This window comes from Salinimicrobium tongyeongense (genome assembly GCF_026109735.1).
Taxonomy (GTDB): Bacteria; Bacteroidota; Bacteroidia; order Flavobacteriales; family Flavobacteriaceae; genus Salinimicrobium; species Salinimicrobium tongyeongense.
In genome coordinates, this window is sequence record NZ_CP069620.1 from 1,177,942 (window position 1) to 1,194,262 (window position 16,321).

The following is a 16,321-nucleotide window of genomic DNA, read 5'->3' on the forward strand; positions in this document are numbered from 1 at the left end:
ATGTCATTTTTGACACCCAGTCTCTTATGAAAAAAATACAATTCTTGTTTCTTTTGATGCTTTCGTTCAGCCTGTCATCTTGTGGCATCTATTCGTTTTCGGGGGCCGATGTGGGGAATGCGCAAACCTTTCAGGTTAATTATTTTCAGAATGCCGCACCAATTGTGGAGCCGGGAATTGACCGTACCTTCACGCTCCAGCTCCAGGATCTTATTCAGAGTCAGACGAACCTGAGCCTAACCAATGAGAACGGAGACCTGGTATACGAAGGGGAAATTATAGATTACTACGTTTCGCCCATGAGTGCCACGGCTCAAAGTACTGCCGCACAAAACCGTCTCACCATCGTGGTCAACCTCAGGTTTTACAACACCTTAGATCCCGAAAAAGACATTTTAGACAGGCGTTTCTCGTTCTACTACGACTATCCTGCCAGTGCACAGCTTATTGGGCCGGTGCTGGCAACAGCCCTTGAAGAGATCTTTACCCGCATCACTCAGGATATTTTTAATGCTACTCTGGCAAACTGGTAATGAAACAGGCAGAAGTCATATCGATCCTTAAAAATCCTGCTGCCATTTCTTTTGAGCAGACAAAAGCGCTGCACGATATTTTAAAGAAATACCCGTATTTCCAGGCGGCCCGTGCCGTAAGGCTCAAGGGGCTCAAAAATGTGAACAGCCTGCACTACAACAAGGAGCTCAAGGTAACAGCCGCTCACACTACAGACAGAGGGGTGCTTTTTGACTTTATTACTTCAAAAGAATTCAACCAAAATGAAATTGCCGAATCTATCAAGAAGCAGGAGCAGCAGCAAAAGCAACTTGAAGATAAATCGGTATCAACAGAGCCCAAAGAGGACGAAAACCTGACCCTCGACAAAGCCCTGAAAATGAAATCTCAGGAATCGGCCCGGGTATTTGATCCGGGGCTGTTCCAGAAGAGGGAAGACAAAGAGCAACAGGCTTCAGGAGAAGGTGATGATTCGCTCGAAATTGGGAAACCCCTGTCGTTTAACCGCAACGAAAACCACTCTTTTTCTGAATGGCTGAAACTGGCTTCGGCAAAACCTGTAAAACGTGAAGAATCAACTTCCGAAGAACAGGAAGAAAAGAGCCGGAAGTTTGAACTTATCGAGGAATTTATCTCAAAAAACCCAAGGATTACCCCGTCAAAAACGGCAAAAAAAGCCAACCTCGCCGAAGAGAGCCTTGCAGCCCCCGAAGCCCTTATGACAGAGACTTTAGCGCGGGTTTACCTGGAGCAGAAAAACTATAAAAAAGCCATCCAGGCATATAAAATTTTAATTTTGAAAAATCCGGAAAAAAGTGGTTTCTTTGCAGACCAAATTCGGGCAATCGAGAAATTACAGGAAAATAACAGTTAAGCATAATGAGCACATTTACAATCTTTTTAACGCTAATCATTATAGTAGCGTTCCTACTGGTAGTAGTAATCATGGTTCAAAACCCTAAGGGCGGCGGATTATCTTCAGCTTTTGGCGGTGGCGCAAACCAGATTGGCGGAGTTCAAAAGACTTCAGATTTTTTAGATAAAAGTACCTGGACGCTTGCTACGCTTCTTCTTGTGCTTATCCTGCTTTCTAACGTGACCATCATGGATGGCAGCGGAGTGGGCGAATCTAAGATCATGGGGGGAGAACCTGAAGTAGAGACTAACATCCCTGCCCCTGTTGAAGCTCCTGCCACTACCCCTGCAGAGCAGAACTAGAAACGACATTTTTCACACTTATATCAATGCCGGCTTATGACAAGCTGGCATTTTTTTTTGGCTTTTGTCAGCATTTTTCAAGTGGCACAATTTTCGTCCATAAGGCAATTCAAACAAAGAATTCATTAACTAAAATACATTTGAAAAATGGCACTAAACATTAAACCTCTTTCAGACAGAGTACTTGTTGAGCCTGCCGCAGCCGAAACTCAGACTGCATCAGGTATTTACATTCCCGAAACCGCAAAAGAAAAGCCTCAAAAAGGTACCGTAGTAGCCGTAGGTGGCGGTAAAAAAGATCACGACATGACCGTTAAGGTTGGTGACAGTGTACTTTACGGAAAATATGCAGGTACCGAACTCAAACTGGAAGGTAAAGATTACCTTATAATGAGAGAGGATGATATTCTTGCCATAGTATAATTAACTGTGGTCCCGGCCGCCAACTATCTTTCCGGCGGTTTTTTTACCTCATTATTTTTAGAAAATAACTAACAAATTCCCGCTTTTGGGAGAAAAAAATTTAAGTAAAATGGCAAAAGAAATAAAATTTGATATCGAAGCCCGCGACGGTATTAAGCGCGGAGTGGATGCACTGGCTAATGCAGTAAAAGTAACTTTAGGGCCTAAAGGCCGTAACGTGATCATCAACAAATCTTTTGGAGCTCCTGTAGTGACAAAAGACGGGGTGACCGTGGCAAAAGAAATTGAACTGGAAGATGCTCTTGAGAACATGGGAGCTCAAATGGTGAAAGAAGTTGCTTCCAAAACCAATGATATCGCAGGTGACGGTACTACCACTGCTACCGTACTTGCACAGGCCATCGTTAAAGAAGGCCTCAAGAACGTTGCTGCAGGTGCAAACCCAATGGACCTAAAACGCGGAATTGACAAGGCTGTTGAAGCTTTGACTTCCAACCTTAAAGAGCAAACCCAGCAGGTAGGGGATTCTTCAGAAAAGATCAAGCAGGTGGCTTCTATCTCTGCCAACAACGACGACCAGATTGGAGAGCTTATCGCCCAGGCCTTCGGAAAAGTTGGAAAAGAAGGAGTGATCACTGTTGAAGAGGCTAAAGGAACAGAAACTTATGTTGATGTTGTGGAAGGAATGCAGTTTGACCGCGGATACCTTTCTCCTTACTTCGTTACCAACAGCGAGAAAATGACTGCCGATCTTGAAGATCCGTACATCCTTATCTACGACAAGAAGATCTCTGCAATGAAAGACCTGCTTCCGGTACTTGAGCCGGTTGCCCAGTCTGGAAAACCACTTTTGATCATTGCTGAAGACGTAGACGGCGAAGCCCTTGCTACTCTTGTAGTGAACAAACTAAGAGGTTCTTTGAAAATTGCTGCTGTTAAAGCTCCAGGCTTCGGAGACCGCAGAAAAGCAATGCTTGAAGACATCGCCATCCTTACCGGGGGTACAGTAATTTCTGAAGAAAGAGGATTCACTCTTGAGAATGCCACTCTTGATATGCTTGGTACTGCTGAAAAAGTAGCTATTGATAAAGACAACACCACAGTAGTGAACGGTGCAGGTGACAATGAAGCCATCAAAGAGCGCGTGAACCAGATCAAAGCTCAGATGGAGACCACTACTTCAGATTATGACAAAGAAAAACTTCAGGAGCGTTTGGCTAAACTGGCCGGAGGTGTTGCCGTACTTTATGTGGGCGCAGCTTCAGAAGTTGAAATGAAAGAGAAGAAAGACCGTGTAGACGACGCCCTTCACGCAACCCGTGCGGCTGTAGAAGAAGGTATTGTTGCCGGTGGTGGGGTTGCCCTTGTACGCGCAAAAGCTGTGCTTGCCAGCCTTGAATCTGGCAACGCCGATGAAGCTACAGGAATCCAGATTGTAAGCCGTGCTATTGAAGCACCTCTTAGAACCATCGTTCAAAATGCAGGTGGCGAAGGCTCTGTGGTGATCAACAAAGTTCTTGAAGGAAAAGACCACTACGGTTACGATGCAAAATCTGACACCTATGTTGACATGATGAAAGCCGGAATTATCGATCCTAAGAAAGTGACCCGGGTAGCCCTTGAAAACGCTGCTTCGGTTGCCGGAATGATCCTTACTACCGAGTGTTCTTTGGTTGACATCAAAGAAGAAAACGCCGGTGGCGGAATGCCACAAGGCATGGGCGGCGGTATGCCAGGAATGATGTAATCTGGAAGTTAGATCTTAGATTTTAGATTTTATAAGTGAGAAGTTAGACTCACTCAACTATAGGAAAACCCGCTTCAGCAATGAAGCGGGTTTTTTATTTTCAGCCTGTGCCAGCCTGGCGTCAAAAATGCCATTTTGGAAAGGTTCCTTTTTCTTCGGAAGGTTTTTCTTCGGAAGGCTTTTTTTTTTTAGAAATCCAATTCCAGATCCGATAATTAGAAACTCCCTATCCAGGGATATCCGATTAAATAAATTAAACAGAAGCTAAGAGCACTAATACTAATAATACAGCCCATTTAAAAGTATGGAGCTATGGAGCTCAGCTTTCAGTTTCTGAATAAATAATGTACTAAATTCATAAAACAAAATAAAACATCGCTGTTAATCAGCTGGCTGAAGAAACCTGGTTTCCTGGTTCTTGCAGCCTGCCTGCCGTTAACCAGGCTAAGCGATCCTGAATCTTTTACCAGACAAAAAACCTTCCTGCCACAAAATTCCGGAAGTTAAAGTGTCAAAAATGTCATTTTGTGAACACATTTCCCTGATGCTCCTCAGGCAGCTTACTTTATCATAAAATCAAAAGCTCCTTTTCTAAGGTTGATGCCGTATTCGGTATAGGCTTTCAGGCAGTCCAGGAAATTCATCCAGCCTCCCGAATTCCCCCCAAACCATTTTATACCTGCCTCGCTGGCTTCCATCTTTCCTTCCGTAAGCTTTACCAGGGTTTGATTATCGGAGATCTTCTCCAGCACAATTTCTACCGTAGTTTTATAACCTTCGGCTCCATCCCACTCAAAAATGACATTTTCGGGAGGTCTTAGCTTCAGGATTTTAACAGGAAAACTTTCGGGATATTCCCGGAAAGTCCAGCGCAGGGTCTCCCCCTCTTCCATCCTTCCGGAGGCATGAGAAATGAAGTAAGACGATATTTTTTCGGGTTCTGTGATGGCGTCAAAAATCCAGCGTTGAGATCGGGCGATCTGTATGCTGAGCTGTATTTCGAGAGCTTCCATTTTAGGTGTTGCCTTCGGGCTTTGAATAGTTAATGATCCAGGTGACCCCGAATTTATCTGTACACATTCCGTAGTAACTCCCCCAAAAGACATCGCCAATTTGCATGGTGATCTTTCCTTCGCTGCACAGCTTTTCAAAGAATTGATCGGCCTGTTCTTTGCTTTCGGTATTAATGGAGAGCGAGATGTTGTTGCCCACCACTACATCGGGGCACCAGCCATCATCGCAGTCGCTGCCCATAAGCAGGCATTTTTCACCCAGGGGCAGGGCAATATGCATGATCTTGTTCATTCTGTCTTCGGGGATGGACAAGCCTTCTTCTGAAGGGATGTCGCGAAACCTTCCTATGTACGAAAATTCGCCTCCAAAAACTGACCTATAAAAGTTGAAGGCTTCTTCGCAATTGCCGGGAAAAGTTAAGTAGGGATTTAATTTTTCCATTTTAAACTGATTTACAAAACAATACGTCTTAACTAATTTACTGGAATATTTGTATTGTTATATTAAAATTTTCCAAAATTAGGAGCAGGAAAAGAGCTTCGGAAACAAAAAAACCACGCAGGTTGCGTGGCTTCTGAGTTTATTGATAATCTTTTGTTTTTACGAAACAGCTTTAAGCCTCTTTATTCCCGATTTATCGAGTTTTTCTTCAGCATATTCTTTATCGACCACCAGTTGGTTTGTGTTACCTTCGGGCATTTCGAACATGGCATCGGTGAGTATGGCTTCGCAAAGCGACCTCAAACCGCGGGCTCCCAGCTTGTATTCTATAGCTTTTTCCACAATAAAATCGAGTGCTTCATCGGTGATACTGAATTCGATATCGTCCATCTCAAACAATTTTTGATACTGTTTGATAATGGCATTTTTGGGCTGGGTAAGGATTGACCTCAGCGTTTTTCTATCCAGGGGATTCATATGAGTAAGCACCGGAAGACGCCCAATGATCTCGGGAATCAAACCAAAATCTTTTAGATCTTTGGGGATGATGTACTTCAACAGGTTCTCGCGTTCTATGGCTTCATCGTTCTTTGAAGCGCTAAACCCAACCGCCTGCATGTTAAGCCGCTTGCTGATGTTCTTTTCAATACCATCAAAAGCCCCTCCGGTAACGAAAAGGATATTTTCGGTATCTACTTCGATGAACTTTTGATCGGGGTGTTTACGGCCTCCTTTGGGCGGTACGTTCACGGTAGTACCTTCAAGAAGCTTCAGTAAAGCCTGCTGCACGCCTTCTCCCGAAACATCGCGGGTAATGGAAGGGTTATCGCTCTTGCGGGCGATCTTGTCTATCTCATCGATAAATACAATGCCGTGCTGGGCTTTTTCCAGATTGTAATCGGCAGCCTGTAAAAGTCGGGTAAGGATGCTTTCAACATCTTCCCCCACATAACCGGCTTCGGTCAATACGGTGGCGTCTACTATGGCCAGCGGCACGTTGAGCATTTTGGCAATGGTCTTTGCCATAAGGGTCTTTCCGGTACCGGTTTCCCCCACCATAATGATATTACTCTTCTGGATCTCAATATCGTCATTACTGGCCGGTTGCAACAACCTTTTGTAGTGGTTGTAAACGGCAACGGAAAGCACTTTTTTGGTGTGCTCCTGCCCTATGACGTACTGGTCCAAAAAGCTTTTGATTGCCTTGGGCTTTCTCAGTTTCAGTTCAGATGAAAGCTCACCAGAGCTGTCCTGCTTTGATTCTTCTATAACGATCCCATGGGCCTGCTCAATACACCGGTCGCAAATGTGGGCGTCAAGCCCGGCGATAAGCAGGTTGGTTTCAGGTTTTTTCCTTCCGCAGAAGGAGCATTCTAGTTCTTCTTTTGCCATAAATTTTTTCTTCTAACCATTAAAGGCTTCGGTATTCTATTGAGGGAATTATTTCTCCCTTGTTAGAATCTCATCAATCATTCCATATTCTAAAGCCTTATCTGCTTTCATCCAGTAATCGCGATCACTATCTTCATGGATCTTCTCGTATGTCTGGCCTGTATGTTTGGCAATAATGTCATAAAGCTCCTTTTTAAGGATAAGGATCTCCCGGGCGGTGATCTCGATATCACTTGCCTGGCCCTGGGCTCCCCCAAGAGGCTGGTGAATCATCACACGGGAATGTGGCAACCCGCTTCTTTTTCCTTTTTCACCTGCACATAACAACACAGCTCCCATAGAAGCGGCCATACCTGTACAAATGGTAGCCACATCGGGCTTTATGAACTGCATGGTATCGTAGATTCCAAGGCCTGCGTACACGCTTCCACCCGGAGAGTTGATATAAATCTGAATATCTTTTGAAGAGTCTGTACTCTCCAAAAACAGCAATTGCGCCTGGATGATATTGGCTACCTGGTCACTGATCCCTGTGCCCAGGAAGATGATACGATCCATCATCAAACGGGAGAAAACGTCAAAAATAGCGATATTCATTTGCCTCTCCTCAATAATGTTGGGCGTCATACCTTGCGGGTACATGCTGCTTATAATTTTATTGTAATAATTGCTGTTGATCCCGTGATGCCGGGTAGCGTATTTTTCAAATTCTTTAGCGTAATCCATTGAAATTATGTGGTTTTACTGAGGTTAAATAAAGAGGTTCAAACCTCTCTCTTACTTGCCAAAAAAGGCGTTATACCGCACTTGGTCTAACGCCCTTAAAGATATAAGTATTAATTAAAAGAAGTTCTATTCGTAAACTTCTTTAACAAATTCTTCGTATGTTACTTCTTTCTCCTCAAGGTTCACTTTTTCCTTGTACAGGGCGAGCAGCTTCTGGTTCATCAACTGCTCAGAAAGGCGTTTTACTTCATCCTGTCGGGAAAGGATACGGGCGGCGATATCATCAAGCTCCTTATCTTCAGGGTTCAACTGGCCAAATTGTGCCATTTGTTCTTTGATCCTTTCTTTAGCAAAAGCTTTAAGGTCTTCAAATTTCACTTCAAGGTTGTGCTCCTGGATCAATTTTCCTTCAATAAGCTGGAATCTTAGTCCTTTTTCGCTCTTTTCGTACTCCTCTTGCGCCTCTTCAGCTGAAAGTTCCTTTTCACCGGCAGTCTGGATCCACTTCTGAAGAAATTCCTTCGGAAGGTCGAACTGAGTGTTTTCGATCAACATTTCAGTAACATCATTCAGCAATTGCTGATCGCTTTGCTGCTCAAATTGCTTGGCCGCATCTTCTTTGATCTTCTCTTTAAGTTCGGTTACCGAAGTTACTTCCCCATTTCCGAATAATTTATCGAAAAGCTCCTGATCAAGATCGGCAAGCTCCTGGGTGTTTACTTCCTCTACGTGAAATGCTACCTCCACATCAAGCCCATGTGCTTTGTCATGCTCCACCTCAAGGAAATCCATCAACTGATGATCATCTTCAAAAAGGCCTTTAGTGCTCACTTTTACAGTATCACCTGCTTTTGCGCCAAGAAAAGGCTCCTTGTTTTTGACCTTTTCAAGAGGTAAGCTAGTTTTGTTGTCTATGCCTTCAGCCTCATTTTTAAAAGTACCTGAAAGCTGGTCTCCTTCTTCGGCAGTTTCTTTGGAAACAAGTTTCCCGTATTGCTTCTGAATTGTTTTCACCTGGTTGTCGATCATCTCGTCACCGGCAACAATGTTATAATGAGTAATTGGCTTCTCGTTGTCAAGGCTCACCTCAAACTGTGGAGAAAGGCCAAGTTCAAACTCGAAGGTATAGTTGTCGCTATCCCAGTCGAAATTTTCCTGCTCCTTTGGAAGCGGATTTCCAAGAACATCCAGTTTTTCTTCAGTAAGATATTTGTTAAGGGCATCCTGAAGAAGTTTGTTCACCTCATCTACCAAAACTGCCTTCCCGTACTGCTTCTTTACCATTCCCATTGGCACATGCCCTTTACGGAAGCCGGGAATATTTGCATTTTTACGGTAATCTTTCAGGACTTTTTCAACTTTTCCGCTATAGTCTTCTTTGGCTATATCAACCTTGAGGACTGCATTAAGTTCGTCAATGTTCTCTCTCGTTATATTCATTATAAGCGCTTATAAAAATTGGTTTGCAAAAGTACAACTTTTTTAAGAGCAAGCAAAGTTTCAAAAAGCTGAAATTCAGAAGGCTTTATTTCCTTTCGGCAATTGAGAAAAAGATGGATTGAATTATTGACAGCAGGATACTAAACAGCACTGCAATCCAGAAACCACTCACCTGGAATCCACTCACAAAAGCATCTACTAATAGAATAATAATAGCGTTGATCACTATGAGAAAAAGACCCAGGGTGAGAATGGTCACGGGGAGCGTCAACAACACCAAAACTGGTTTTACAATAAGATTGAGTAAGGCCAATACCAGCGCAACAACTATGGCGGTAACATATCCCGTCACAGTTACTCCGGGTAAGAAATTCGCAAGAAACACCACTACTACAGCGGTGAGGAGGATTCTTAAAAGAAAGGTCATAGGGCTTAATTTTAACACTAAGATACTACTTTGAACGAAAAACGCCGGGACCAGCCCGACGTTTTAATACATTTTTAAAGAAGATTGGTATTAATTACCCACCTGATTGTTTGGAGTTACGGTTCCGTAATTCCCGATGTTTACTGTTGGAACTTCTGAATTATAGGTTTTGTTGATCTCTTCAATGATTTTGTTTGCCACTAAAGCATAACCGCGTGGGGTAAGGTGGATCCCGTCAAGAGAGAAAGCACCGCCACGTACAAAATCTGAAGTTACAGTACCGGCATCAAAAGAAATTCCCTCTGTTGCTACTTTGCTAAGCAATCCGGCAGCATCTACATGAGCAAGACCATTTTGCTCTGCAACAGTTTTTATGTGCTCATTAAATTCCTCAGTCCTGGCAGATATCTTTTCCTGTTCTGAAGGAGTAAGTACATATTGATCTTCCAGCGGATATGTAATACCATTTGTAGCTAACAATCCTGCCTGAGATTGAGGAAGCCCCATTTCAACAAGCTCCTCAAACCTTTCCTGATTCAATGCTCCAATTGCGCTTGAAGAGGTTAAAGGAATTAGATCTTCTGATGTAGCCTGTCTTACCTGTCCAAATTGAGAAGCATAAATAGTTGCTGTAGCTTCATCATAACCGTTGTCCTGAAGGACTGTTTTTAATTGCTGAGAAATGTCTGGAAGTGACTCGTCCCTAACTATAACAGGACTTGCCCCCGCCGGATTGAACTCAATCGAAAACTCAGATTCCCCTGGTGTTTCTTCTGTCACTCCTCTTAAAGCAAGTAAAGCTGGATTTAGAAGAGCAAAAGTTTGGTTTAAAGTTGGAATATTTGGACCGTATTGTGGATTGGTCGGATCTAAAGGAGAAGTTGGGATATAAGTGAAGAACGGTACGTCTGTCACATTTGGAATATTTATTAAGACTCCACCTGTTGCCCCAGATTCCAGTAAAGAATTCACGATAGTGGAATATACTCCCTGAAACATTACCAAACTCGTGATTTCATTTTCATCTACACCCCCTGAAGTTGCATATCCTAATACGTCATTATTACCAATCCAAAGGCTAAAAAAAGTAGGATTTTGTGCAACTGCATCTGCAACTACCGTTGTACCGGGAGTTGAGGCGAAACGCACAAAATAAGGGTTTGCAGTAGTAGGATCTGCACCCAACCCCTCAATATTACCATACCCCGGAGCCAGTAAATGGTAGCTTCGGGCACCGGGAATTCCCATATTGTTAAAATATCCCGACAGGGAATTAGCAACCTCTGTAGTTGGTGCCATTCCGGTATAGACTTTTGGCAGGGTATCTCCGTCGATAATAGAAAGCACTAATCGATTTCTAAAATTCGGATTAGGCTGTCCTCCGAATAAAAGCCCCCCGGCATTATCAGCCATGAAAGGAATTCTGAACTCCTGGGTTTCCTGCACTTTGGCGAACTGCTGCGCGAGGATGTTTGGATAGGAATTTTCCTGTCCGGTAATATAAAGTGCGTTATCTGCATATCCGGCAGTAAGGGAATTTCCTAATGCCACGTAGTTGGAAAAATCGGCTTCTCCATTACTGTATGCGTCCTGCTCATCTACGGGATTATCAAATTCAGGTTCACATGCAACCATTCCCAGCGCCAGGATCCCGATATATTTTATATAATTTTTCATAATAAGTTTCTTTTTAGAATTTATAAGTTACCCCAAGCCCGGGAATAAAGGCTACAGATTTATATGTGCCTCCAAAAGGTACAGTTTGGTTGTTTTCATCAACATAATAATCATACGAAGCATCAACCTCATCAAATCTCACATAGGCGAAAGAAGCGTCTATGGCCAGTCTTGAAGTAACATCAAGTGAAAGACCTGCTGTGAACCCCATGGAATCATTACGAGGCGTTTCGGGAGCAAAATAGCCTTCCTGTACCGGAGATTCGTCAAGATAATATCCTGCACGCAGTGTAAGCCTGTCTGTAGCTTCGTATTGCGCTCCAAACCTCCAGGTATTGGCATCTTCATAATTACGGGCGTTTTGAGAAACCACACCGTTTGCAAACTTAATATCAAGAGATTCGTAAACATCCCAGAAAGTCCTGTTAAAATCGAAAGCCAGCAACCATTTCTCGTTGAGCTGGTATGACAGTCCTACGGTAAGCTCGGCTGGCAGCGGCAATTGCGCATCAAAAGTTGTGTCACTAAAAGGTGCCAAAGGAGTATCAGGAATATTCTGGAAATCGGCATCGCCGTCTTCGGCGTTCATAATGATTTCTGAACGGTAATTAATTCCTATTCTGAAGTCTTCGGTTGCTGTGAAAAGGGCACTGGCAGACCATCCCCATTCGTTTACCCCCGAAGCATCAATGGTTACATTTGCCCTGTTACCATCAATGTCGGTGAGGGTTCTGCTCAGGTTTCGGTTAAAGTTCACTGAACCGGTTACGAAGATGGGACCTCCCCCAACACTTAAGAAATCGGCAACTTTATAAGAAATAAGCGGCTGGATATAAATTGCCTGCAGCTCAATATTGTTCACCAGGTGAGAACCTGCCCAGTCATCTTCCCATTTCACGGTACTTCCATAAGGAGTATAGACACTTAGGCCTACCGCGAGGTTTTCATTCAGTTTATAAGAAGCATTGAAATAGAAAGGTGTTCCCGCAGGATTATCGGTGCGTGCACTCTCCCCTGTTTTTTCGTTCTGCCAGGCAACTTCAGAAAAAACCGCACTTACCCCTGCAGAGATCGTTAATTGATTTTCAAGATAAACCAGTCCCGCAGGATTAAAGAATCCCAACTCGGCACTGTTCACAACGGCAACTCCCGTGTGCCCCATGGCCAGCGCTCGCTGCCCCTGCACCCCAACCCGGTAACCCCCGGCATAAGTTATGGCACCTGCAAGCGCAAATACCATTGACAATAATACTTTTCTCATAATAATTTGTGTAGATTAATAAAGGATCAATGGCTCAAAAATAGCATAAATTGCATATAAGGCAAGAAAAACCTCAATTTATTACGCGTGCATAATAAATTACCCCCTAAAATGAGAGAAATTTCATGACCTGCTCATAAAATCCTTTCTTATTCTCAGCGTGCACCCAGTGGCCTGCCCGAGAAACAACAGAGAGCGTAGCCTTTGGAAAATGCTTTTTTATGAGCCCCTCGTCTTCGGAAGTGATGTAATTAGACTTTTCTCCTTTAATGAACAGGCTGGGTTTTGAGAAAGTATAGTCGGCCGGAAGGCTCTGGCCCAGCTCTTCGATCTCGCGGGTTAGCACATCGAGGTTGAGCCTTAAGCCCAGCCTTTCTTTTTGCTTCCAGTACAGGTTTTTAAGCAGAAACATTCGCACGGCTTTTTCGGGAACATACTGCGCCATCACCTCATCGGCGTCTCCCCTTGAACTGAGGGTAGCGTCGTCTACAGCTTTTAAGCCCTTTAAGATCTGCTGGTGGTGCGGCGCATAATATTTGGGTGAGATATCCACAACCACAAGTTTTTCAATGAGGTGCGGAAAGAGAGCCGCAGCAGTCATGGCCGTTTTGCCGCCCATAGAATGTCCTATTAAAATGACATTTTTGAGACTGTAGTTCTCAATATATTCTTTAACATCTTTGGCGAGTTCGGTATAATTAAACACCTCACTGTGGGGGCTACGCCCGTGGTTTCTCTGGTCAATGAGGTGAACCTGGTAACCTGCCTCCGAAAATTCATTCCCCAAAGTTTTCCAGTTATCGCTCATGCCCAAAAATCCGTGGAGGATCAAAATGGGCTGTCCTTCTCCAAGTATAGTGGAATGTAATTTCATTAGCTTCTTAATAGACTTAAATATTGATTAATAACATATTCCATCCCCTGGTACAGAGATTCGGCAATTAAGGCGTGGCCTATAGATACCTCAAGCAGCCCCGGGACGTTATTCTGAAAGTACTCGATGTTGTTCAGGGAAAGATCGTGGCCGGCATTGATCCCAAGCCCCAGGTCAAGGGCAGCTTCGGCACATAAGGCATAAGGTTTCACCCCGTCTTTTTTACCTTTGGCATATTGCCTGGCATATTCTTCGGTGTAAAGCTCAATACGGTCGGTCCCCGTATTTGCAGCTGCTTTTACCATGCCTACATCGGGGTCTACAAAAATGGATGTTCGAATGCCTTTACTTTTAAATTCTGAAATGATCTCCTTCAGGTAATCACGATGTTTTACGGTGTCCCAGCCGGCATTTGAAGTAATGGCATCTTCGGCATCGGGAACAAGGGTTACCTGCTCGGGCTGCACTTTTAATACCAGATCCATAAACTTCTGTATGGGGTTTCCTTCAATATTGAACTCAGTTGTGACCACCGGCTTAAGGTCTAGCACATCCTGGTATCTAATGTGTCGCTCATCGGGCCGCGGGTGCACCGTGATACCCTGTCCGCCAAACCGCTGCACGTCTTTTGCCACCTCTACAAGGTTGGGCACATCCCCCCCCGACTGTTTCGAAGGGTTGCAATCTTATTAATATTTACGCTTAGTTTTGTCATTTTTGGCACCTGTTTTCAACAAAAATACAAAGTTGAATAAGCAAAGAAATACTTTATTTTGATTAATTTGCAGAAAAAGCCCCGGGCAATGAACATTCAGCCATACATCCTCAATGAGATTAAAATTCCGCAATTTCACACTCCTGTGTCTGAAGTGCTGAAGATTTTTAATGAATTCCCCTACTCTCATTTACCTGTAATGCAGGGGGATATTTACATGGGGTGCATACCCGTGGCCGATGCGAGGATCTTTGAAGCCGGTAAACCCATAGAAGACTTTCAGTACGCCCTGGAAGGTTTTTTTGTAAGAAATACCGATAACTGGATAGATGTGCTGCACAATTTTTCTAAAAATGACGCTAACATCATGCCTGTTCTTGACGAGAACAACCAGTTCTTGGGGTACCTTGAACTGCAAGACATCATGAATTTATTTACGGAATCGCCTTTTCTGAATAACCCCGGCGGAATCATAGTGGTAGAAAAAGGCATTAAAGATTACTCCTTTAGTGAAGTTTGCCAGATAGTAGAATCTAATGGGGCAGATGTTCTAGGGGCATTTGTTTCGGGCACAGAAAATGAGCGCGCCCAGATCACCCTTAAAACCGGAAAGGTTCCTTTTAATGCCATTTTTCAAACCTTTAGAAGGTACGGTTACGAGGTAATTTCCCAACACCCTGAAGATTCCTTTTCTTCAGACCTGCAGGATCGTTCGCGTTACCTGGATAAATACCTAAACATCTAGAGATGAAGGCTGCGATTTACGGACAATTTTATCACGCTAATTCAGGCATTTATATTGAAGAGCTGCTCAACGTGCTCGATTCAGAAAATATTGAGATCGCCATAGAAGAAAACTTCCTGAGGCTTATTGATGAAAACAACGAGATCAAGAAAAATTTTCAGCACTTTAAGACCTTTAAAGAGCTTGACAACTCATACGATATCTTTATAAGTGTTGGCGGAGATGGCACCATACTGCAGTCGATTAATTTTGTGCGCGATCTGGATATTCCCATTATGGGAATTAACACCGGAAGACTGGGGTTTCTGGCTACTGTTCACAAAGAAGAAATTAGGGCTACAATTTCCAGGCTCCTAAAAGAAGAATACAAAATCTCTGAACGCTCCCTGCTGTGCATCATGACCGATCCTGAAGTGGAAGAACTGCACGGCAACAATTTTGCGCTAAATGAAATAGCCGTAAGCCGAAAGAACAGCACCTCTATGATCACTATAGACACCTGGCTTGATGATGAACCACTCACTTCTTATTGGGCAGACGGATTAATAGTTTCAACACCCACCGGCTCTACCGGCTACTCGCTTAGCTGTGGCGGCCCCGTAATAACACCGGCCACAAAAGCCCTGGTTATTACCCCCATTGCCCCGCACAACCTCAACGCCCGCCCACTGGTGATCAAAGACAACACCCGCATTAGGCTGAGGGTGTCGGGACGGGCAGATGATTACCTGGTCTCGATGGATTCGCGCCTGGCAACTTTAAAAAATAACACTACCGTCACAATTAAAAAAGCCCCTTTTAAGATCAAGATAGTTGAATTTACCAGTGACACCTTCTTAAAAACCCTCCGAAAAAAACTACTTTGGGGTGAAGATAAGCGAAATTAAAAACAATAAAACCCGCTTTAAACTGTTATTGCTAAGGCACAAACCCGCAGACGTTATTTGTGGGGCAAACATTATTGTTATATTTGCAGACTTTTGAAAACCTATGAGGTATCTTGTTGTTATGGTTTTGATTGGGCTTTGCGGCTTCCAAACATATTCCCAAAATTTTGAAGTGGGCCCTTTTATAGGAGGTGCAAATTATATTGGGGATGTGGGCAACACTACCTACATAAATCCTAACGCCCCCGTATTTGGAGGCCTGGTAAAATGGAACCGCAGTGACCGCCATTCGTTCAGGTTTTCATTATTGTATGCACAACTCAAAGCCGATGACGCCAAATCTAATGAAGGACGCCGCCTGGACAGAGGCTATTCTTTTTCCAACAATATTGCTGAAGCCTCTTTAGGATTGGAATTTACTTTCTGGAATTGGGACCTGCATTCCAATACATACCAATCAACTCCTTATCTTTACACCGGCATTAGCTATTATTTTGCCAAACATTACATGTTAAAGAACAGGGCATATACCAATCCTGCGGCAAATGAGCTGCAGGAAGCCGGAAATAACTGGGAATTTTCGCTTCCTATAGTGATGGGCTACAAACAAACCCTCACCAATTTTCTCGCTGCCGGAATAGAAATAGGTGCCCGTTATACTTTTACCGACAACCTGGATGGGAGCCGTCCTTCTGAAGTAGAGGGCAATTACCAGCCGTACGATTTCGGAAATGAAAACACCACCGACTGGTATGTGTTTACCGGCATCTACTTCACATTTAATTTCGGAAGAGGGTCGGGCTGTTTCAACAAATACTAAT

Annotated in this window: 17 protein-coding genes and 1 pseudogene; 8 read left to right on the plus strand and 10 right to left on the minus strand. The window is 43.7% G+C overall.

From position 1 onward, the window contains the following. Positions 1 to 26 precede the first annotated feature (26 nt). The 5 genes from lptE (at position 27) to groL (ending at position 3,901) form a co-directional block, all read left to right on the plus strand. Positions 27 to 533, plus strand: a complete 507-nt coding sequence (gene lptE / locus JRG66_RS05155) for an LPS assembly lipoprotein LptE (protein ID WP_265164719.1) — start codon at positions 27 to 29, stop codon at positions 531 to 533. Then, complete coding sequence (locus JRG66_RS05160; RefSeq protein WP_265164720.1) at positions 533 to 1,387, plus strand: DUF8458 domain-containing protein; 855 nt, start codon at positions 533 to 535, stop codon at positions 1,385 to 1,387. Before lptE ends, JRG66_RS05160 begins: the two co-directional genes overlap by 1 nt. Before the next feature lie 5 nt (positions 1,388 to 1,392). Then, the gene (secG, locus tag JRG66_RS05165; RefSeq protein WP_265164721.1) at positions 1,393 to 1,731 is read left to right on the plus strand and encodes a preprotein translocase subunit SecG; all 339 of its coding nucleotides are present in this window, start codon (positions 1,393 to 1,395) and stop codon (positions 1,729 to 1,731) included. 147 nt (positions 1,732 to 1,878) lie between these two features. Further along, positions 1,879 to 2,154 (plus strand): co-chaperone GroES, encoded by a 276-nt coding sequence (locus tag JRG66_RS05170; RefSeq protein ID WP_029038864.1) that lies wholly within the window; start codon positions 1,879 to 1,881, stop codon positions 2,152 to 2,154. A 109-nt stretch (positions 2,155 to 2,263) separates the two neighbouring features. Continuing rightward, positions 2,264 to 3,901 carry a chaperonin GroEL gene (gene groL, locus JRG66_RS05175; RefSeq protein WP_265164724.1) on the plus strand — a complete coding sequence of 546 codons (1,638 nt, stop codon included), beginning with the start codon at positions 2,264 to 2,266 and terminating at the stop codon, positions 3,899 to 3,901. Positions 3,902 to 4,461: 560 nt separating this feature from the next. Here the strand turns inward: groL and JRG66_RS05180 are convergent. From JRG66_RS05180 to JRG66_RS05225, 10 genes and pseudogenes are all read right to left on the minus strand, one after another. Then, positions 4,462 to 4,914, minus strand: a complete 453-nt coding sequence (locus JRG66_RS05180; protein WP_265164725.1) for an SRPBCC domain-containing protein — start codon at positions 4,912 to 4,914, stop codon at positions 4,462 to 4,464. A 1-nt stretch (position 4,915) separates the two neighbouring features. Further along, the gene (locus JRG66_RS05185) at positions 4,916 to 5,356 is read right to left on the minus strand and encodes a VOC family protein (protein ID WP_265164727.1); all 441 of its coding nucleotides are present in this window, start codon (positions 5,354 to 5,356) and stop codon (positions 4,916 to 4,918) included. Positions 5,357 to 5,515: 159 nt separating this feature from the next. Next, entirely contained in the window at positions 5,516 to 6,748 is a 1,233-nt protein-coding gene (gene clpX, locus JRG66_RS05190) for an ATP-dependent Clp protease ATP-binding subunit ClpX (protein WP_265164728.1), read from the minus strand. Between the two features lie 48 nt (positions 6,749 to 6,796). Continuing rightward, positions 6,797 to 7,474, minus strand: coding sequence for an ATP-dependent Clp endopeptidase proteolytic subunit ClpP (gene clpP / locus JRG66_RS05195; protein WP_265164730.1), 678 nt, complete (start codon positions 7,472 to 7,474; stop codon positions 6,797 to 6,799). Between the two features lie 126 nt (positions 7,475 to 7,600). Beyond that, a complete protein-coding gene (tig, locus tag JRG66_RS05200; protein WP_265164731.1) occupies positions 7,601 to 8,914 on the minus strand; it encodes a trigger factor in 1,314 nt (437 codons plus the stop codon). A gap of 85 nt (positions 8,915 to 8,999) precedes the next feature. Next, positions 9,000 to 9,341 carry a phage holin family protein gene (locus tag JRG66_RS05205; RefSeq protein WP_265164732.1) on the minus strand — a complete coding sequence of 114 codons (342 nt, stop codon included), beginning with the start codon at positions 9,339 to 9,341 and terminating at the stop codon, positions 9,000 to 9,002. 90 nt (positions 9,342 to 9,431) lie between these two features. After that, positions 9,432 to 11,018, minus strand: a complete 1,587-nt coding sequence (locus tag JRG66_RS05210) for an SGNH/GDSL hydrolase family protein (RefSeq protein ID WP_265164733.1) — start codon at positions 11,016 to 11,018, stop codon at positions 9,432 to 9,434. A gap of 13 nt (positions 11,019 to 11,031) precedes the next feature. Then, positions 11,032 to 12,279, minus strand: a complete 1,248-nt coding sequence (locus JRG66_RS05215; RefSeq protein WP_265164735.1) for an OmpP1/FadL family transporter — start codon at positions 12,277 to 12,279, stop codon at positions 11,032 to 11,034. Positions 12,280 to 12,385: 106 nt separating this feature from the next. Further along, positions 12,386 to 13,153, minus strand: coding sequence for an alpha/beta fold hydrolase (locus JRG66_RS05220; protein WP_265164736.1), 768 nt, complete (start codon positions 13,151 to 13,153; stop codon positions 12,386 to 12,388). Further along, positions 13,153 to 13,868, minus strand: a pseudogene (locus tag JRG66_RS05225) (pyridoxine 5'-phosphate synthase). The gene JRG66_RS05220 and the pseudogene JRG66_RS05225 overlap by 1 nt, the downstream one beginning before the upstream one ends. A gap of 88 nt (positions 13,869 to 13,956) precedes the next feature. On the opposite strand from JRG66_RS05225, the gene JRG66_RS05230 reads away from it, so the two are divergent. The 3 genes from JRG66_RS05230 (at position 13,957) to porG (ending at position 16,320) form a co-directional block, all read left to right on the plus strand. Next, a complete protein-coding gene (locus JRG66_RS05230; protein ID WP_265164738.1) occupies positions 13,957 to 14,613 on the plus strand; it encodes a CBS domain-containing protein in 657 nt (218 codons plus the stop codon). Between the two features lie 2 nt (positions 14,614 to 14,615). Next, positions 14,616 to 15,500: an NAD kinase gene (locus JRG66_RS05235; protein ID WP_265164740.1), complete on the plus strand. Its 885-nt coding sequence runs from the start codon at positions 14,616 to 14,618 to the stop codon at positions 15,498 to 15,500. Between the two features lie 103 nt (positions 15,501 to 15,603). Further along, entirely contained in the window at positions 15,604 to 16,320 is a 717-nt protein-coding gene (porG, locus tag JRG66_RS05240) for a type IX secretion system protein PorG (RefSeq protein ID WP_265164742.1), read from the plus strand. Position 16,321: the final 1 nt, after the last annotated feature.